At 40.9% G+C, this 15998-nt stretch carries 17 protein-coding genes and 1 rRNA gene; 3 read left to right on the top strand and 15 right to left on the bottom strand.

Features of this window, described 5'->3' with window-relative positions; genetic code table 11:
* The first annotated feature begins 189 nt into the window (after positions 1 to 189).
* Together JEY82_RS17025 and rrf are read left to right on the top strand one after the other, a co-directional pair.
* Positions 190 to 1473: a diguanylate cyclase gene (locus JEY82_RS17025; RefSeq protein WP_304087822.1), complete on the top strand. Its 1284-nt coding sequence runs from the start codon at positions 190 to 192 to the stop codon at positions 1471 to 1473.
* A gap of 139 nt (positions 1474 to 1612) precedes the next feature.
* Positions 1613 to 1727, top strand: a 5S ribosomal RNA gene (gene rrf, locus JEY82_RS17020).
* A gap of 168 nt (positions 1728 to 1895) precedes the next feature.
* Here the strand turns inward: rrf and JEY82_RS17015 are convergent.
* The 4 genes from JEY82_RS17015 to JEY82_RS17000 all read right to left on the bottom strand — a co-directional run bounded on the left by JEY82_RS17015 (position 1896) and on the right by JEY82_RS17000 (position 5483).
* Positions 1896 to 3209: a TRAP transporter large permease gene (locus JEY82_RS17015; RefSeq protein WP_304087820.1), complete on the bottom strand. Its 1314-nt coding sequence runs from the start codon at positions 3207 to 3209 to the stop codon at positions 1896 to 1898.
* 1 nt (position 3210) lies between these two features.
* Positions 3211 to 3699 carry a TRAP transporter small permease gene (locus JEY82_RS17010; RefSeq protein WP_304087818.1) on the bottom strand — a complete coding sequence of 163 codons (489 nt, stop codon included), beginning with the start codon at positions 3697 to 3699 and terminating at the stop codon, positions 3211 to 3213.
* 134 nt (positions 3700 to 3833) lie between these two features.
* Positions 3834 to 4850 carry a TRAP transporter substrate-binding protein gene (locus JEY82_RS17005; RefSeq protein ID WP_304087816.1) on the bottom strand — a complete coding sequence of 339 codons (1017 nt, stop codon included), beginning with the start codon at positions 4848 to 4850 and terminating at the stop codon, positions 3834 to 3836.
* A 39-nt stretch (positions 4851 to 4889) separates the two neighbouring features.
* Positions 4890 to 5483 (bottom strand): TetR/AcrR family transcriptional regulator, encoded by a 594-nt coding sequence (locus JEY82_RS17000; protein WP_304087814.1) that lies wholly within the window; start codon positions 5481 to 5483, stop codon positions 4890 to 4892.
* Positions 5484 to 5727: 244 nt separating this feature from the next.
* Between JEY82_RS17000 and JEY82_RS16995 the strand changes: the two genes are divergently transcribed.
* A complete protein-coding gene (locus JEY82_RS16995; RefSeq protein WP_304087812.1) occupies positions 5728 to 7089 on the top strand; it encodes a nickel/cobalt transporter in 1362 nt (453 codons plus the stop codon).
* Between the two features lie 86 nt (positions 7090 to 7175).
* Here the strand turns inward: JEY82_RS16995 and JEY82_RS16990 are convergent, their stop codons facing one another.
* The 11 genes from JEY82_RS16990 to JEY82_RS16940 form a co-directional block, all read right to left on the bottom strand.
* Complete coding sequence (locus JEY82_RS16990; RefSeq protein ID WP_304087811.1) at positions 7176 to 7808, bottom strand: hypothetical protein; 633 nt, start codon at positions 7806 to 7808, stop codon at positions 7176 to 7178.
* 12 nt (positions 7809 to 7820) lie between these two features.
* Complete coding sequence (locus JEY82_RS16985) at positions 7821 to 8933, bottom strand: hypothetical protein (RefSeq protein WP_304087809.1); 1113 nt, start codon at positions 8931 to 8933, stop codon at positions 7821 to 7823.
* A 4-nt stretch (positions 8934 to 8937) separates the two neighbouring features.
* On the bottom strand, positions 8938 to 9150 hold the full coding sequence (locus JEY82_RS16980; RefSeq protein WP_304087807.1) for a hypothetical protein: 213 nt from the start codon (positions 9148 to 9150) through the stop codon (positions 8938 to 8940).
* A gap of 25 nt (positions 9151 to 9175) precedes the next feature.
* Positions 9176 to 10897: an SH3 domain-containing protein gene (locus JEY82_RS16975; protein ID WP_304087805.1), complete on the bottom strand. Its 1722-nt coding sequence runs from the start codon at positions 10895 to 10897 to the stop codon at positions 9176 to 9178.
* Positions 10898 to 11124: 227 nt separating this feature from the next.
* Positions 11125 to 11820 carry a polyprenyl diphosphate synthase gene (gene uppS / locus JEY82_RS16970; RefSeq protein ID WP_304087803.1) on the bottom strand — a complete coding sequence of 232 codons (696 nt, stop codon included), beginning with the start codon at positions 11818 to 11820 and terminating at the stop codon, positions 11125 to 11127.
* Between the two features lie 4 nt (positions 11821 to 11824).
* Positions 11825 to 12382 (bottom strand): ribosome recycling factor, encoded by a 558-nt coding sequence (gene frr / locus JEY82_RS16965; protein ID WP_304087801.1) that lies wholly within the window; start codon positions 12380 to 12382, stop codon positions 11825 to 11827.
* The gene (gene pyrH / locus JEY82_RS16960; protein WP_304087800.1) at positions 12375 to 13103 is read right to left on the bottom strand and encodes a UMP kinase; all 729 of its coding nucleotides are present in this window, start codon (positions 13101 to 13103) and stop codon (positions 12375 to 12377) included. The genes frr and pyrH overlap by 8 nt, the downstream gene beginning before the upstream one ends.
* 143 nt (positions 13104 to 13246) lie before the next feature.
* Positions 13247 to 13573, bottom strand: a complete 327-nt coding sequence (locus JEY82_RS16955; RefSeq protein WP_304087799.1) for a hypothetical protein — start codon at positions 13571 to 13573, stop codon at positions 13247 to 13249.
* A complete protein-coding gene (gene tsf / locus JEY82_RS16950; RefSeq protein WP_304087797.1) occupies positions 13542 to 14174 on the bottom strand; it encodes a translation elongation factor Ts in 633 nt (210 codons plus the stop codon). Before tsf ends, JEY82_RS16955 begins: the two co-directional genes overlap by 32 nt.
* A gap of 2 nt (positions 14175 to 14176) precedes the next feature.
* The gene (gene rpsB, locus JEY82_RS16945) at positions 14177 to 14974 is read right to left on the bottom strand and encodes a 30S ribosomal protein S2 (RefSeq protein WP_304087795.1); all 798 of its coding nucleotides are present in this window, start codon (positions 14972 to 14974) and stop codon (positions 14177 to 14179) included.
* Positions 14975 to 15172: 198 nt separating this feature from the next.
* Entirely contained in the window at positions 15173 to 15946 is a 774-nt protein-coding gene (locus JEY82_RS16940; RefSeq protein WP_304087793.1) for a fumarylacetoacetate hydrolase family protein, read from the bottom strand.
* Positions 15947 to 15998 lie beyond the last annotated feature (52 nt).

The following is a 15998-nucleotide window of genomic DNA, read 5'->3' as shown; positions in this document are numbered from 1 at the left end:
CGCAAGGACTTTATTTTAAAAAAAGACCCGTACATGAAAATGTACGGGTCTTTTTGCGTGCTTTGATTGGGGGAGTTTCGAAGGCGCAAAATGTCGGTAATATATTTTTATGGTATGTTCTTTTATTTGTGATTGAATGTTTTTGAGTGTATAGTTTGCGTGTTTTCAATAGTACTATACAGGGGAGTTATGGCTAAAAAAATAATTGAGTGTTCTTCTCGGCCTATGAAAGTTCTCATAGTCGAAGATAGCATGACTTTTTCTGGTATTCTTAAAAGATGCATAAAATCTAGTCTGAACGTTGAAAGTTTAGTGTTTGGTGATTATGCTAGTGCTGAAGAATTCCTTAATAATAATGAATGTGAATTTTTTGCAGCCTTGCTGGATATTAACTTACCTGATGCTCCCAACGGAGAGATTGTTGATCTGGTTGTAAGCAAGAATATACCATCTATTGTTTTTACGGGGGAACTTAGTGATGATCTACGTGATATCATGTGGGCCAAACGTATTGTTGACTATGTACCCAAGGAAAATTTCGGAAACATTGAGCATGTCATAAATTTAGTGGACAGGCTTAGAAAGAATATTAATACCAAGGTTCTTGTAGTAGATGATTCCAGTACTAGCCGAAACCTTTGCCGAGCCTTACTTGATGTTTGTAATTTTAAGGTTATCGAAGCTGTGAACGGTCAAGAGGGCTTGGATTTGGTTAATTCTGATAATGAGATTCGTCTTGTTATTGCTGATCATTATATGCCGATAATGGATGGCTTGACTCTTGTAAAAGAGATTCGTCGTAAATTTTCAAAGTCAGCTCTTCCTATAATTGGTTTGTCCGGAGTTGGTGGGGCTACCACTTCAGCTTATTTTTTGAAAGCCGGGGCTAATGATTATATTCATAAACCGTTTCTTGTTGAAGAATTTTACTGCCGGGTTTCTCATAATATTGAAAATTCCGAATATATCAGCACAATAAAAGAAATGTCTGAGATCGACTATCTTACCGGAATTTACAACAGGCGTTCATTTTTTAAATTTGGTGAAAAGCTTTTTTCTCAGCAGCAACGCCATGGGGCTACTATGGTGGCTGCCATGATCGATATTGACGAATTTAAAAATTGTAATGACACTTATGGTCATGTTGCCGGAGATAAAGTCATTAAAACTGTTGCTGATTTGCTGGCTAGCCGTTTTCGTAAGGGAGATGTTGTGTCTCGCTACGGTGGTGATGAATTTTGTTTGTTGTGTGCAGATATGAAGCCTGAGGAAATTAAGCATGTCTTTGACAATGTTAAGAGTGATATCGATAATAAGGCTGTAAAAGTGGGTGAGCATGAAATTTTTGTAACAGTAAGTATCGGTGTTTGCTCCAAGATGATGTCTTCTTTAGATGAAATGGTCCTTGTTGCTGACAAGATGTTGTATGATGCCAAAGACAGTGGACGTAATCAGGTGTCTTATAGTGATTAAGAGGATTTGTTTTCAAAGAATATTTTATAGTTATTGACAGAGTGCAGCGCTTTCTATAGTTATTGCTCTCTTGCTTTAGCAAGATGCGTTCTTTAAGAGAAACACCTTCAAGGTGATTACAAATATTTTTGATATTTGTCCTTGTGACCATTGAGGAGGGGCCACACCCGATCCCTTTCCGAACTCGGAAGTTAAGACCTCCATCGCCGATGATACTGCCAGGTAGCTGGTGGGAAACTAGGTCGTCGCAAGGACTTTTTTTTAGAAAAACCCGGTACATATTTTATGTACCGGGTTTTTTGTTGTAAGGGCTTTTCGTGTAAGCATTAAAAAAAGGGTTTCTCATTTGAAGTGAGAAACCCTTTTGGTTTTATTCTAAACGGTTAATGAACAGCGCTACGACGTGCTGATAGCTTTTGTTTTTAATACATAGCTTCAGGCAAAAATAGAATAATTTGCGGGAAGATAGCGAACAGAATAAGTCCAACTATGATCGCAAGTAAGAATGGAATTGTTCCCTTAAATATTTCTTCAAGAGTTATTGATTGTTCAAACTTTTGCGCCATTCCGTAAACAACATAGACATTAATTCCTACCGGAGGAGTGATAACTCCTATCTGTGTTACCAGAACGATGATTATTCCGAACCAGATCGGGTCAAATCCAAGTGCCATTACTACAGGATAAAAAACAGGGATTGTGAGCATTATCAGCGCGAGAGCATCCATGAAACATCCGCCTATGAAATATATGCTAAGGATCATGGTCATGATGATAAGTGGGTGCAGGTCAAACGAAGCTGTCCATTCTGCTACGTTGAACGGAATTCTTGTAACGGCTAAAAACTTACCGAATATAACTGCTCCGGCCACTAGCAGAAGCACCATGCAGGATGTTCGTAGTGTTTCGTGAAGAGAATTCACAAAAGCCTGCCATGTTAGTTGTCGTTTGATAATTCCAAGAACTAGAATACCAAGAACACCGACTGCGGCAGATTCGTTCGGGGTGAAAAAGCCATAAAACATTCCACCGATTACAAGTCCGAATATTGCAAATGTGTCAGCAAGGCCGACAAGTGAACGTATCTTTTCAGTAAAAGTGAATGTTTCACCTTTGGGTCCGAGAGCCGGGTTTCTGTGACATTGAATAGCGATTGCGATAATAAAAAGTACGGTAAGAACAAATGATGGAATTATTCCTGCCATGAATAATGCGCCGATAGATTGCTCAGTCAGGACACCATAAACGATTAGAACAACACTGGGCGGCATTATCATTCCAAGTCCTCCGCCTGATGCTACCGAGCCGGCTGCGAGGGAATTTGCATATCCATATCGTTTCATTTCAGGGATACCAACTGTCGCCATTGTAGCTGCTGTGGCAGGACTTGAGCCGCATACAGCCCCGAAGGCAGTACATGCGGCCACTGTTGCCATTGCTAATCCGCCCTGAATGTTTCCGAGGAAATGGTAAGCTGCCCGGTAGAGCTTGCGACTTATGCCGCTATTGAAAGCAAGCTGGCCCATCAAAATAAAAAGAGGAATAGTTGCTAGACTGTATGAAGAAAATGAGTCGTAAAAGCTTCTGGATAATAAATTCAATCCTCCTTTCATAGAGATGAGTATTGAAAATCCGCTAAAACCCACGAGTGTCATTACATATGCAACTGGCATGCGGGTTAGAAAAAGTGCCAGCATTACTAAAACTCCGATGATTCCGGCAGTACTCGGTTCCATATTACTTTTCCCCCAGAATATGTTCGGCTACTTCTTTAAGTAGAGTCAGAGTGAAGCAGGCAAATCCGAACGAGAGTGCGTAGATTATCATATATGTGGGCAATTCCAGAGTCATGGTAACTTCACCCGCGGCTTTTAGGCTCTGAGCGTAAAGAGCCAGTCTCCACGTAACCACTCCGAAAAGTATAGCGCTTGTAATATTGGTCCCACAGCGAATATTATGGCGGAGTTTTCTATTGAGTTTGCTGACTAAGAATTCTACTCCGATATTACTTTTCTGCGAATGGGTGTATCCTAGAGCAAGGCCGATGGTTAACACCGCTAACACCGCAACGATTTCTTCAACTCCGAAAATAGGAGAGCCAAATGCCCCACGGGATATAATGTCTGCCCCCGTTAGCAGGGCCATGCTGATAAGGCAAAAGGCCGCAATATTTTTCAGCACGCCCTCAAGCTTGTTAACAAAGGTTGAAATTTTTAATTCGCTCACAGGTTTCTCCGTTATAAACGTGGAAGGCTTTATGTTCTTTATTCTGTAAAAAAGTTCAAGACCGCACACCATTAATGTGAGGTCTTGAACTTTTAATCCTTTAAAATAATATAACTTTCTTATATGAGAATGCTTTATTTACTATTGCATTTTGCAAGTGAACTTACAGTGAAATCGAGGATTTCTTTTCCATTAAGTCCCTTGCTGTCAGTTTTTTTGATGTATTCTGTCATCATTGGGGAAGCTTTTTCTTTCCAAATATTTCCTTCGGATTCGCTCATAGTGATAAACTTTCCTCCTTTAGAAACAAAGAATTCTTTACCTGCTGCATCACTTTCATCCCAAGCCTGACCGTGTTTAACAGCCCATTCTTGGTTGATCTCCGTGATAATTTTCTGAAGGTCAGCTGGAATTGAGTTCCATTTGTTTTTGTTCATAACAACAAAAAAGGTGGTGGTGTATGCAACAGGGAAATCAAGCGTGCAATAATCAACTACCTCTGCCATTTTCCAGCCTTTATTGCTTTCCATCGGATACATACCGCCGCTTACAACGCCTTTACGAATGGCCTGATAAGAGTCCGGCATGGACATCGCAACAGGTGCGCCGCCGAGAGTTTTGATTAGTTTTCCAGAGTTGCCTGTGCCGCGCAATTTTAGTCCATTTATATCTTCTAAAGTTGTTACCTGATTTTTTGCTGTGAAAAGCAGTCCGGGGCCATGGGCATGGAAGTACATGGGGGCAACATCGTCAAATTCTTTTGGTGTAAATTTTTCGAATACTTCGTTGGCGACTTTTGTTGCTGCCGCACCTGATTTATAACCTAATGGAAGATCAACGGCAGCCATTGTGGGGAAACGTCCGCGTGAATATGCGAGAGCTGAAAGTCCGATGTCGGAGATTCCTTCAACAACACCATCATAACATTGCTTAGCTTTGGTGAGAGTTCCGCCCGGGAAGTAAGATACTCTGACTTTGCCGTCTGTACGTTTTTCAACTTCATCACACCATGACTGAGCAAGTTTCGACTGAACGTGTGTCGGCGGGAAAAAATTGGAGTAGGTGAGAGTAATGGTTTCTGCGTTCGCTGATAGCGGCATTGCGGAAAAGCCGATGACTAGGGCTATGATCGTAAATAGTATTTTTTTCATGATTTCTCCATGAAGAGTGGTTGTCTTAAATTAAAGCTGCTAATTTTTTTTTAATCCATTTGCCATAGCAAGCGTAACAGCTGCCTCGCGAACATCTTTTAAATTTACAATTCCGGTTTCAAGAGCATTTTGAACCATGAAGCCCTCAAAAAGAACGGTGTTGAATGCACCTAATTTTTCAGGCGGATAGTCTGTTTCAATGAATTTTCCGACCAAGTTCGCAAAAACTGTTTCAGATAATCGATATTGACTGAGGCCTAAATCATCACGTAATTCCGGGATGCGTGAGGCATAGACTGTAAATTCGAGAAAAACTTTTGCCCAATTATAATCGCTTACAATTATTTCTAAAAAATCCCAGATAATGTGCATTACTTCTTCAAGATTTTGAGCTTCATCCAGTCGTTGATCTCTTGAGTTTCGATATGCTGCGAGTTTGTTCTCAACTATTTCTAAGAACAGTTTATCCTTGCTCACCCAGTGCCGGTAAAAGCTTCCTTTTGAATAGCCTGCATGAGTAGTAATTTCTGCTACAGTTGTTGCTATGAATCCTTTTAATCCGAAAAGTTCTTCGGCAGAATCCATTAATTCTTTTTTGGTTTGTTTAGATTTTTCCTGTTGTTTTCTAGCCATTTGGCTTTCTCCATAAACATTGTTGCGGCCGATGGTCACAAAGTGACCGCTGGTCATGTTTTAAGATGTATAGCTTTGAGGTACAAAGCTGTCAAGGGTATTCGGCAGAGTTCTCTGGTGTATTATTGTGCTTGATAATGAGTTACTTATCTATTGACTTGTCAGTTTACGCAGTTCGTTTCTATTTAATTATTCTGTTATGTTCGATTTCATATATTAGCGATAAAAATGAGGTTCAAATTAAATGAGATTTGCTTGGTTAAGTGTGGTGCTATTCGTTATGTGTCTGGCTCCTTTTTCGCTTTCAGCGCATCCGCTTGGCGAGGTTGTGCAAGAGACTACTGTTCAGAATGAAGGGACACGTATTTTAATCATTTATCGAACGGCTATTGGCCCATCCATAACAGCAACGCTTGTTCCGGATTTTGATCGTGATGGTAAAGTTACTTCTTCGGAAGAAGCAGAGCTTGCGCGGGTAATTCATAGAATTCTGTATCCGAATATAGAAGTTATTTTAGATGGTAAGCCTGTTGTTATGGATCTTTATTATGAATCCATGGCTCCTACAACCGGAGGATATAATAACGGTTTGCGCGCAAATCTTATATATTCAATTCCGATTGCGGTTAATTCGGCGATTCATGAACTACAAGTTTCAGACAATAATTTTAAGGCCGGAGAACTTAAATGGTTAAAGTGGTTTATTCAGGCAGACCCGAGTGTCAGCAAGGTTGCTACTTCCGCGAATTCTAGAACTTTGAACTTTATTTTCTCAAGTCTTGCGACTGGCAATGAACTAGCAGGATCTTCCATGACTTCCGGCAACAATCCCGGTTTAGAAAAGGGACTTGGACCGGAACCGAAGGAAGATTCAAGTCAGGCTGTTTTGCGAGAATACCTTTCAAGAGAAAATTTAGGAACCGGAGCTGCTCTGTTTGCTCTCGGGCTGGCATTTGTTTTAGGAATGGGGCACGCTTTAAGTCCCGGACATGGTAAGGCTATGGTGGCGGCCTATTTGATCGGTCGTAGTGGAAAAATTAAAGATGCTTTTACTCTGGGCATAATTGTTACTATTACCCATGTCGCCAGTGTTATTGTGCTAGGATTGATAGCTTTATTTCTCTCACGATATTTTTTGCCGGGTGATCTGTATCCATGGCTAGGAGCTTTTTCAGGAGGTCTGGTTTTTTTGGTAGGATATCTTATGCTTGCGAAACGAGCTTTGCATGGACATCATCACCATCATGATCATGAGTCGAAAGAGGGGAGTGAGTCGTTGTCGTGGTGGTCCATGTTAAGTCTTGGAATTGCAGGAGGTATGGTTCCTTGTCCCACAGCTCTTGTCGTATTGCTTGCGGCGGTTGCATTGGCGCGTATTACTTTCGGGCTTATGTTGATCTCGGCATTTAGTCTCGGTCTTGCCGCAGTACTTATTTTTATCGGAATTTTAACGGTTAAGGCTTCAAAACTTACTGAGAAGTTCACAGGTTCACGCCGATGGATTGAAAACTTACCTGTTGTAAGTGCGGGGCTCGTTATGCTTGCGGGAATAGCAATTTCTCTGAATGCTCTTCATGCCGGCGGAATTTTGATATTTTTCCCATAATATTTATTTGTGTAATTTCTCATAAAATAAACTTGGCTGTCTTTTTAAAAGCAAGCCCGGTTTATAATCATAAATATCAGAATCAGCTATTTTTTCTTAGCGTTGCGTTCCCAGTGTTTCAGCACTGTATCGATTGTTCTGAGTCTGGCAATTTTTCTGGAGATGTCGATCAGAGCAAGTTTTATGAGTCTATCTTTTTCAGGGTGCATATATTCACCGGTAAGATTCAGTGCATATGAAACCGGGGGATCATTTTCAACTCCGAGAAAATCTCCGTTGATATCGACAAGAGCTGTGTATTGCTCGTAATCTTCATCAAAGGTGATAGAAATTTCTGAAAGTCCGATAACTACGTAATCAACCGCGTTATCCCGTGCAATGGCGATAATTTCATCTTCTGTTACGGTCTGTTGTTGCGTGGCGTAAGATCTTTTGCATGAATCTAAAAGAAATCCCGTGATCATTCTGTCCCGGTGGGTTTCAAATCCAGCTTCATTAAATTCCTGTTGCAGGGATTTATTCAGGTTTCGAATGAGATTATCGCATTCTTGGAGTGAAAGATTTTCATTTTTTATTCTAGGCACCAAGGAAAAAACAATAGTAGGTTTGCCGGATTTTTCATAAACCTTGAATCCGTCCTGTCCGCTAAAAGCGCATGATGCAGTGAATAGCAGCAGTATGAAAGTAATGTTGAATATGACAAAGCGTGTTTTTTTCATAAAAGATGTTCCTTAGCGTGTGCATGAATCAATGTCTGACAAAGCATTAATTAGGCTGTTGTAGAAATGTACGTCCGAGACTTTGGTGTGTCTTTTGGAAACAGGTATTTGTATCCCTTTTATACATTTAATTTTATCTCCTCCGCCTTCGAGGTAACAAGCTGTGGTGTAATTGCGTTCAGTGTATGGACCTAGATCCACGTCTTTCACTCCGGTTTTGATGGTCAGCGTATACTTAATTTCCGGTTCAGGCATACGCATTTTTGTCTGATAGACGTTGTCGCGTTCTGAGAATCCTTTTTCGGAGCCCTGTTGAAATGATACTCCGAACATAGAAACAGCGGCATGAAGTCCTCTGCGTATAGCCGGAAATCTGGATTTCGCAGGAAGAACAAGATGTTTTTCGGAGAGAGCCTGTGCTGTAAGCATTTCCGCGAGTGCAGAATATTTTTTTGAATCTTTAATCCTTTTAAGAGTTCCTTGTGAAATGTTTATGCCTGAAACGGAACATGTTTTTGTTGCAAAAAGATATTCTATGTCTGCAAGGCAGTTCGCCAGTGATTCCTGTGCATTCGGTTTAAGTGTTTTGCGGTCAGTAAAGAAGGTCACTATTGCGGAGCGTATCTGTCCGGCAAGAGGTTTAAGACTGAAACTTTTTGTCTTGTTTAAATAGGGAACTGACACGATTAACGGGACAGAGTATACAAGTGATTCTGATTCAGCTTGAAAAATTAGAAAATTTATGCCGATATAAACAGTTCCCTTATAGAGATTTTGCTCGGCAGAACCGAATTCATCAACAAATGAGATAACATTATCTACAAATAATAATGGAATCAGGATGGCCCCGGCATCGAATTTAGTATCGAAACCCGCTCGTTTGATGTTGATGCCATCGTTTTTGATGGTGGCTCTTTTCAGAAATCCTAAGATGCCTTTTCTAAGTTCTTTTTTGAAATCTTTATTACTAAGAATCTTGTTCAGCTCATCTTTATGCCTATCCTTTTCTTTGTTTTTAACTTTGCCAATGGCTGGAACCATTAAATAGAGATCTTTTGCCTGAACCTGAGAGGATGGCAGCAAAATACAAAGCAGAACAAGGACATAGCATAGTTTACGAGTCATACTCTTACCACTTGTGCTCTTCTATTGAATCTCTTTTTTCCTTTTCTTTTAGTTCTTCGGTACACTGCTGTGATGATTCCGTTTCATTTTTTAGTTCACCTGCGGAACTGTTAACATCACGCATCGAGTTTCGAGCCGTGTCAGCGTTTTTGAATCCACAGCTGACGAGAAGCAACATTGTAGCCATACATAGAATAATAAGTTTAATTTTTTTCATGTTAACCTCTTTGGTTTTTTTTTAGTTAATCAAGAAGATCTTCTGCCAATGCTACAGAGTCAGCTTTCTTTTCCACCATCTTAAATCCTTCCTGAGTCTGGCGCGAATAAGAATCTTTTAATCTTTCGCTGAGTGCTAATTTTTTTTTGTAATAAGACTCAAGTGTTGTTGTTATCTGAGTGTTTTTGCGACGGGCTGTCATAATAATTCTACTTATGTCGGCCCCTTGTTTTGCAATAAGAGCTGAATTTTTTTCAATGTAATCGTAATCATTTTTGAAGTCTGAAAGCAGAGTGCTCAAATCAGATAATTCTTCTTGTATTTCCATCAAACGTGGCAGAACAGTGAGCGCCTGTACTGGATTAGATTGAGCGTTGCTGATTTGCGATACTAGTTGAGTTCCAGAAATGGTAAGAATTCCAATCTGTTTAGTCGCTTCCACAGTCAGTGGACCGGATTTTTCTTCGTAAGCGTTAATGGCTCTGTCTATCCCGAGAATAACGTTGCTGGATTTATCAATACTGAAATCATACATTGCATTTGACGCATGAAGGTTATTTGAAAATGATTTAATTATTGAATCCATGTTTTGAATCTGACTCGCATTAAGTTTAGAGAAGGCATCAGCTTCAACTTTAATCTGTCTTTCCAAGCTGCTGAGCATTTTCGCATTTTCAGTGATTTTTACGGAAGCGCCTTCAATTGAATTTGTCGGTTCGTAAGATAAGTCATTAATAAATGCCTTGATAGAAATTTTTTCCATCCCTGTTGAGCACACACCTTGAGCTGTATCTATTGCTGTTTTATAATTTCGATTCATGGTGGAGACTGTTGCACCTACAAGTGACTGAAGAGCTCTGGTCTCATTTAGTGCCCGAAGCATCTGTTCTCTGATTTCTACAGTTTTCTTAGCAAGTTCTTTTGAAGCACTTACGGATTTAAGGATTTCTTTTAAAGCATCATCCTCACTTTTTACCTGAGTCGAAGTGCTTCGATCGGGGGCTGTTCCGGTAAGAGCCGCAGCAAAAGCTCCGAAAAGATTTAGGGCATTGTTTGAACTTTGTGTTGTTCTTTTAGTTGTTTTTTTTGGAGGTGGAGAAGAATTGTAGGTTGTCGTGGGGTTTTTTTGAGTCGGTGAAGTTGTACTGTATATCGTTTTGGATTTAGTGCCGGTTGAAGAGCTGCGACTGACTGTTTCAGTTTTTGCGATTGGGTTTTCGGGGTCGGCAACGCATAGTTCTGCAATTACAAACCCTTCAAAATAATCGCCTCTAATTTTGTAAAAACTATTTTCGACACCCAAGATATCAAATTCAGTATTCGGTGCTAATTCCAAAGCGGTTTTTGAGCGTCTTGACGGGGAGTTGTGGATTGATACAGCTTCTTTGTTTCTCCCTCTTGTTCCTAGGTAGTTTTCAAAATCAAGATAGATGAGCGTGTGGAATACGTACCCAGGCGATTTAGAATTATCTGTGCGTTTAACTCGATACCAGTTTTTTTGTTTACCGATAAGTTCAACTTGAGTCCCTTTCGGCAAAATATCCACTATATGTGATTCTGAAGCCGCTTTTTCCCGAACATTACTTTTTAAAACAGCGGTACCTGTTACTATGGGCGTAATTATTACAGTTTGCGTTGCTGTTTGGCTCTGAATTGAGTTTTGAGGTGAGGGCTTTTGCTGGGGAATGCAACCGGAATAAATTAGGCTGAAAGAAATTATCATGCTGGTCAATATTTTTAAACACATAAAAAAATCTCCCCGAAAAGATCTGTTTTATAGTTACGGTAGACTTTGTAAAGAAAATCTAAATGTAAAAAATCTTCCTAGATTGGTTTTTAATTTCGCATATTTTGTGAATAAAATAAAGAGGTGTAGTTTTTTTTTAAGTCTCGAGGATAGTTTTTATAAAAGAAAAAGCCCCTCATAGTTTTTAAACTGTGAGGGGTTATAAACCTTATATTTAAGGTATATATTTACACTTGTTCGCCGATTTTACCAAACCTACGCTGTCTTTTAGTGAATTCTGCCAGGGCTTTATCCAGTTCTTCTGAATTAAAGTCCGGCCAGTAAATGTCAGTAAAGTACAGCTCGGAGTATGCGGCTTGAAACAATAGATAGTTAGAAAGCCGTTTTTCTCCGCTGGTGCGGATAATTAAATCCGGGTCCGGTTGCCCGGCTGTATATAAATTATCAGAAAGGGTTTCAACGGTTACCTGATCTTCTCTCAGTCCCGAAGATATCATTTTTCTACAAGCCCGCACTAATTCATCCCTGCCTGAATAATTCAATGCAAGGTTTAATGTCATCGAGCTACAATGCTGAGTCTTTTTTATGGTATGGGCCACAACCTGCTTTACGCCAAAGGGAAACTCTGAAAGTTCACCTAAAATTTTAAGGCGTATATCCTGTTCACACAGGTTAACCAGTTCAGTTTTCAAAAAAACTGTCAGCAGGTTGAAGAGTTGAGCTATTTCATCCTTAGGTCTGGCCCAGTTCTCCTTGGAAAAGGTGTAAAGAGTCAGATGCTTAATGCCGAGTTTTCGACATTGGGTTACAATAGCTTTTGCTGCTTCAGTGCCGGCTTTATGACCCTCGCTGCGCGACAGATCACGAGCCTTTGCCCATCTACCATTACCATCCATGATGATGGCTAAATGTCGGGGCATCATTATGTTATATTTCCAGAATTTCCTTTTCTTTTGCTAAAAAGAGTTCATCACATTTTTTGATGAATTCATCAGTAAGTTTTTGCACATCATCCTGAGATTTATGCAGATCATCTTCATTGATATCTTTATCTTTTTCCAGTTTTTTAAAGCTGTCGTTCAAGTCGCGACGGACATTGCGGATAGCGATTTTGGATTCTTCAGTGAATTTTTTAGCGACCTTGACTAGATCTTTACGGCGTTCTTCTGTCAAAGGCGGAATGCATATACGAATAACTTTTCCGTCGTTAACAGGGTTCAAGCCCAAGTCTGATTTAAGCAGAGCTTTATCAATCAGAGCAAAAGCTCCTTTGTCCCACGGCTGAATAGTAATGGTACGGGAGTCCGGTACAGCTACTGAAGCCACCTGGTTGATTGGAGTAGGAGTTCCATAATAATCGACCATAATATGATCAATCAGTCCGGTTGAAGCCCTTCCTGTGCGGAGTCTTACAAAGTCTCCACTGAGACTGGTTAGAGCTCCTTCCATTCTTTTAATGCCATCTGACATAACTTCTTTAATCATTCTTTCCTCCATGGACTATTGTTCCGATCTTTTCACCTTTAACAACCCTTGTAATGTTTCCTTCTTCAAAAAGGTTGAAGACAATGATTGGCAGGTTGTTATCCATTGCTAATGAAATCGCTGTGGAATCCATAACCCCGAGTCTTTTCTCAAGAGTTTCAATATAGGTGATAGATTCAAATTTTACTGCATCTGAATGTTTCATAGGGTCTTTATCGTAGACACCGTCAACTTTGGTAGCTTTGATAATAGCTTCAGCTTTTAATTCCATTGCTCTAAGAGCCGCGGCTGTATCCGTTGTGAAAAAGGGGTTTCCGGTTCCGGCAGCACAAATAACTACACGTCCTTTTTCAAGATGGCGAATCGCTCTGCGGCGGACATATGGTTCGGCAACAGCCTGCATTGGAATTGCGGATAATACTCGTGTGTCACAGTCTAGTTTTTCCAGTGCGTCTTGAACTGCAAGGGCATTCATGACAGTTGCAAGCATTCCCATGTAATCGGCTGAAGATCTATCCATTCCTTTAGCGGAAGCGGATAAACCTCTAAAAATATTACCTCCGCCGATAACCAAAGCGACCTGTACTCCGGTTTTGGCTACAGCTGCAATTTCTCCACAGAATTTGCTGATTGCTGCTGGCTCAATACCGAATTGTTGATCTCCGGCGAGAGCTTCACCGCTGAGTTTGATCATTACTCGTGAATAGTGCAATTTGTCCATAGTTTACCCCGTTTTTCCGCGGACTTTGTCCGGTTATGAGTAGAAGCAGATCCGGATAAGCCTAATTCTGAGCAGAGGGAAAGAATTCCCCGCTAATGCTTCCGGTTAGCATTAACTATTGCTTTAAAAAATCTGTATGAGTTTTATGAGAACAGAGATTCTGCTTCAATAAACTCGGCATGGTAAAATTGTTCCCTAAAAAAACTCAAATTCTTACGGGTTGTTAGTTCGTATTGAATTTGAGCTGAAATATTTTCCATCGCTGATATCTCCATAAATCCGGATTGTGCTGGCTTCCGGTTCGGGTGTTTCCTGCGTGGTTTTAAGGCAATATAGGGAAGTAGTTTTCTACCAATCTCGTCCTTCGGCAAGAGCTCTGCCGAGTTTTTAAAAATCGGGCAAAAAAAACGGGCCTTGCGGCCCGTTTTATATTCCGTCTTATTCTTCTTCGGCTTCTTCTGCTGCACCATTTGCTGTTTCAGCAAGGTTGATGCGGGCAAATCGTCCGATCTGCATATTCTCACCGAGAATAGCGATGGTTTCGTTCAGGATGTCTTTGATTGACTTCTTGTCATCCTTAATAAAAGGCTGCTCAAGGAGACAGACTTCTTTGTAGTATTTTTTAATACGTCCATCGACGATCTTTTCAGCAATATTAGCAGGTTTACCTTCTTCGATAGCCTGCTGTAGATAGATTGCTCTTTCTTTTTCAAGAACATCCTGAGGAAGTTCGTCAGGGCTGACACAAAGAGGGCTGGTTGCAGCAACCTGCATAGCAACATCTTTGGTCAACTGAATGAACTGGTCGGATTTAGCAACAAAGTCTGTTTCACATCTAATTTCAACGATAGCGGAGAGTTTGCCGTTGCTGTGCATGTAAGAACCGATAAGTCCTTCACTTGTAGCACGGCCAGCTTTTTTAGCTGCCTTTGAAAGTCCTTTTTCGCGAAGGTATGTGATAGCTTTTTCTTCATTTCCATCACATTCAGCAAGAGCTTTTTTGCAGTCCATCATGCCTACGCCGGTTAGTTCACGCAGGGATTTTACCATCTGAGCAGTAACAGCAGCCATGACTAAACAGCCTCCGGAGTAGTTGCTTCAGCTTTAACTTCTTCAACTTTAGTTTCAGGAGCAACAGCTTTTTCAGTTGCTTTAACTTTTTCTTCTGCCATTTCGTTGTCTTCTTTACGACGAGCTGCGCCTTCGAGACAAGCATCAGCCATGTGAGCTGCGAAAAGCTTAATGGCACGGATAGCGTCATCGTTACCGGGGATGATATAATCAACCATGTCCGGGTCGCAGTTTGAGTCAACAACAGCAACTACAGGGATACCGAGTTTGCGGCATTCTAGAATAGCAATATGTTCACGCTTGGGGTCAATGACGAATGCGACAGCAGGAGCACCGTTAAGGTCTTTAATGCCGCCGAGTGCGAGGGTAAGTTTTTTAACCTCGCGGCCCATCATTACGATTTCCTTTTTTGGGAAACGTTTGATGGAACCGTCTTCGAACATTTCTTCAAGATTTTTAAGGCGATCAATGCGGCGTTTGATTGTCTGGAAGTTGGTAAGAGTTCCACCCATCCAGCGATGTGTTACATGAAACATACCTGCACGGGTAGCTTCAGTTGCAACAGCTTCCTGAGCCTGACGCTTAGTACCGATGAAAAGAACTTTTCCACCTTTTGCGACAGAGTCAGAAATGAAATCGTGAGCTTTACGGAAAAGCTTAACAGTCTGCTGGAGGTCCATGATGTGGATTCCGTTACGTGCGCCGAAGATGTAAGGACGCATTTTTGGATTCCATCTACGGGTCTGGTGACCGAAATGAACGCCTGTTTCCAGCATCTGTTTCATAGTTACATATGCCATAATAATTCTCCTGGGTTTTTCTTCCATCCCGGCATCAACAGACTTCACAACAATTGTGAAGCACCCTTATTCGACCGGAATGTGCGAATTTAGCTACGCACAACTACGGGAAAATTGATTTGAAATCAACCCTTGGTGCGAGCAAAAAAAAAATAGTTTGAAACTGTCGGGTTTAACCCTTTTAGCCAAGCCCTGATATTATTGAACAGGAGTCCGGATCGACTCATCTTTTACCACTGTATTGGTTAAGATTCCTATTCCTTCAATTTCGACTTCGACCGAGTCTCCAGCTGATAAAGTTCCGATTCCCGGCGGGGTGCCTGTTAAAATAACATCACCCGGGGTGAGAGTCATGACGTGCGAAATAAAGCTGATAAGTTCCGAAGGTTTGTATATCATATCTGATGTATTTCCTTCCTGCCTTACTTTGCCGTTAACACTGGTTCTCAGTGTCAGAGAGTTAGGATCGGCAACCGCTGTTTCGATACAGGGGCCTATCGGGGCAAAAGTGTCAAATCCTTTAGCCCGTGCGAAAAGTTTATCTTTTTTCTGTAAATCTCGAGCCGTTACGTCGTTGGCGCAAGTATATCCGAATACATGTTTTGCTGCATTTTCAGGCAGTATGTTTTTTCCGGCCTGACCTATTACAATTGCCAGTTCGCCTTCATAGTCAATCTGTTCGGACATGGCCGGAATGATGATTTTACCGCCGTTACCTATTACTGAGGATGGTGGCTTAAGGAATATCAGTGGTTCTTCCGGGAGGTCCATATTCAGTTCACGTGCATGTTCTTTATAGTTAAGACCTGCACATATTATTTTTGAAGGGACAGCAATCGGAAGTATTGTGCATTCAGATATCGGAAATGCGTTTTGGGTACCATTTTTTGACAGGAGCGGCTTGAAAACATCTCCCTCTTCAAATGTTGCGTAAAAGATAGCTCCGTTATGTTTAATTCTGAATACTTTCATTATAACCCTTTAAGCTGTTTTTTAATTATAATTGTGACAACGTAGCACAATT

It is taken from the genome of Maridesulfovibrio ferrireducens (genome assembly GCF_016342405.1).
In the GTDB taxonomy this organism is placed as follows: domain Bacteria; phylum Desulfobacterota; class Desulfovibrionia; order Desulfovibrionales; family Desulfovibrionaceae; genus Maridesulfovibrio; species Maridesulfovibrio ferrireducens_A.
Note: the sequence above shows the minus strand (reverse complement) of the source record. Positions and strands in the feature narration are given on the sequence as shown.

Excerpts from the sequence above, each read along its gene's own strand:
- JEY82_RS17000 (WP_304087814.1), bottom strand. The coding sequence starts at position 5,483 with ATGGCTAGAAAACAACAGGAAAAATCTAAACAAACCAAAAAAGAATTA.
- JEY82_RS16990 (WP_304087811.1), bottom strand. The coding sequence starts at position 7,808 with ATGAAAAAAACACGCTTTGTCATATTCAACATTACTTTCATACTGCTG.
- tsf (WP_304087797.1), bottom strand. The coding sequence starts at position 14,174 with ATGGCTGCTGTTACTGCTCAGATGGTAAAATCCCTGCGTGAACTAACC.
- JEY82_RS16955 (WP_304087799.1), bottom strand. The coding sequence starts at position 13,573 with ATGGTGCAGCAGAAGAAGCCGAAGAAGAATAAGACGGAATATAAAACG.
- uppS (WP_304087803.1), bottom strand. The coding sequence starts at position 11,820 with ATGATGCCCCGACATTTAGCCATCATCATGGATGGTAATGGTAGATGG.
- JEY82_RS16975 (WP_304087805.1), bottom strand. The coding sequence starts at position 10,897 with ATGTGTTTAAAAATATTGACCAGCATGATAATTTCTTTCAGCCTAATT.
- pyrH (WP_304087800.1), bottom strand. The coding sequence starts at position 13,103 with ATGGACAAATTGCACTATTCACGAGTAATGATCAAACTCAGCGGTGAA.
- frr (WP_304087801.1), bottom strand. The coding sequence starts at position 12,382 with ATGATTAAAGAAGTTATGTCAGATGGCATTAAAAGAATGGAAGGAGCT.
- JEY82_RS17005 (WP_304087816.1), bottom strand. The coding sequence starts at position 4,850 with ATGAAAAAAATACTATTTACGATCATAGCCCTAGTCATCGGCTTTTCC.
- JEY82_RS16940 (WP_304087793.1), bottom strand. The coding sequence starts at position 15,946 with ATGAAAGTATTCAGAATTAAACATAACGGAGCTATCTTTTACGCAACA.
- JEY82_RS16980 (WP_304087807.1), bottom strand. The coding sequence starts at position 9,150 with ATGAAAAAAATTAAACTTATTATTCTATGTATGGCTACAATGTTGCTT.
- JEY82_RS16985 (WP_304087809.1), bottom strand. The coding sequence starts at position 8,933 with ATGACTCGTAAACTATGCTATGTCCTTGTTCTGCTTTGTATTTTGCTG.
- JEY82_RS17015 (WP_304087820.1), bottom strand. The coding sequence starts at position 3,209 with ATGGAACCGAGTACTGCCGGAATCATCGGAGTTTTAGTAATGCTGGCA.
- JEY82_RS17025 (WP_304087822.1), top strand. The coding sequence starts at position 190 with ATGGCTAAAAAAATAATTGAGTGTTCTTCTCGGCCTATGAAAGTTCTC.
- rpsB (WP_304087795.1), bottom strand. The coding sequence starts at position 14,974 with ATGGCATATGTAACTATGAAACAGATGCTGGAAACAGGCGTTCATTTC.
- JEY82_RS16995 (WP_304087812.1), top strand. The coding sequence starts at position 5,728 with ATGAGATTTGCTTGGTTAAGTGTGGTGCTATTCGTTATGTGTCTGGCT.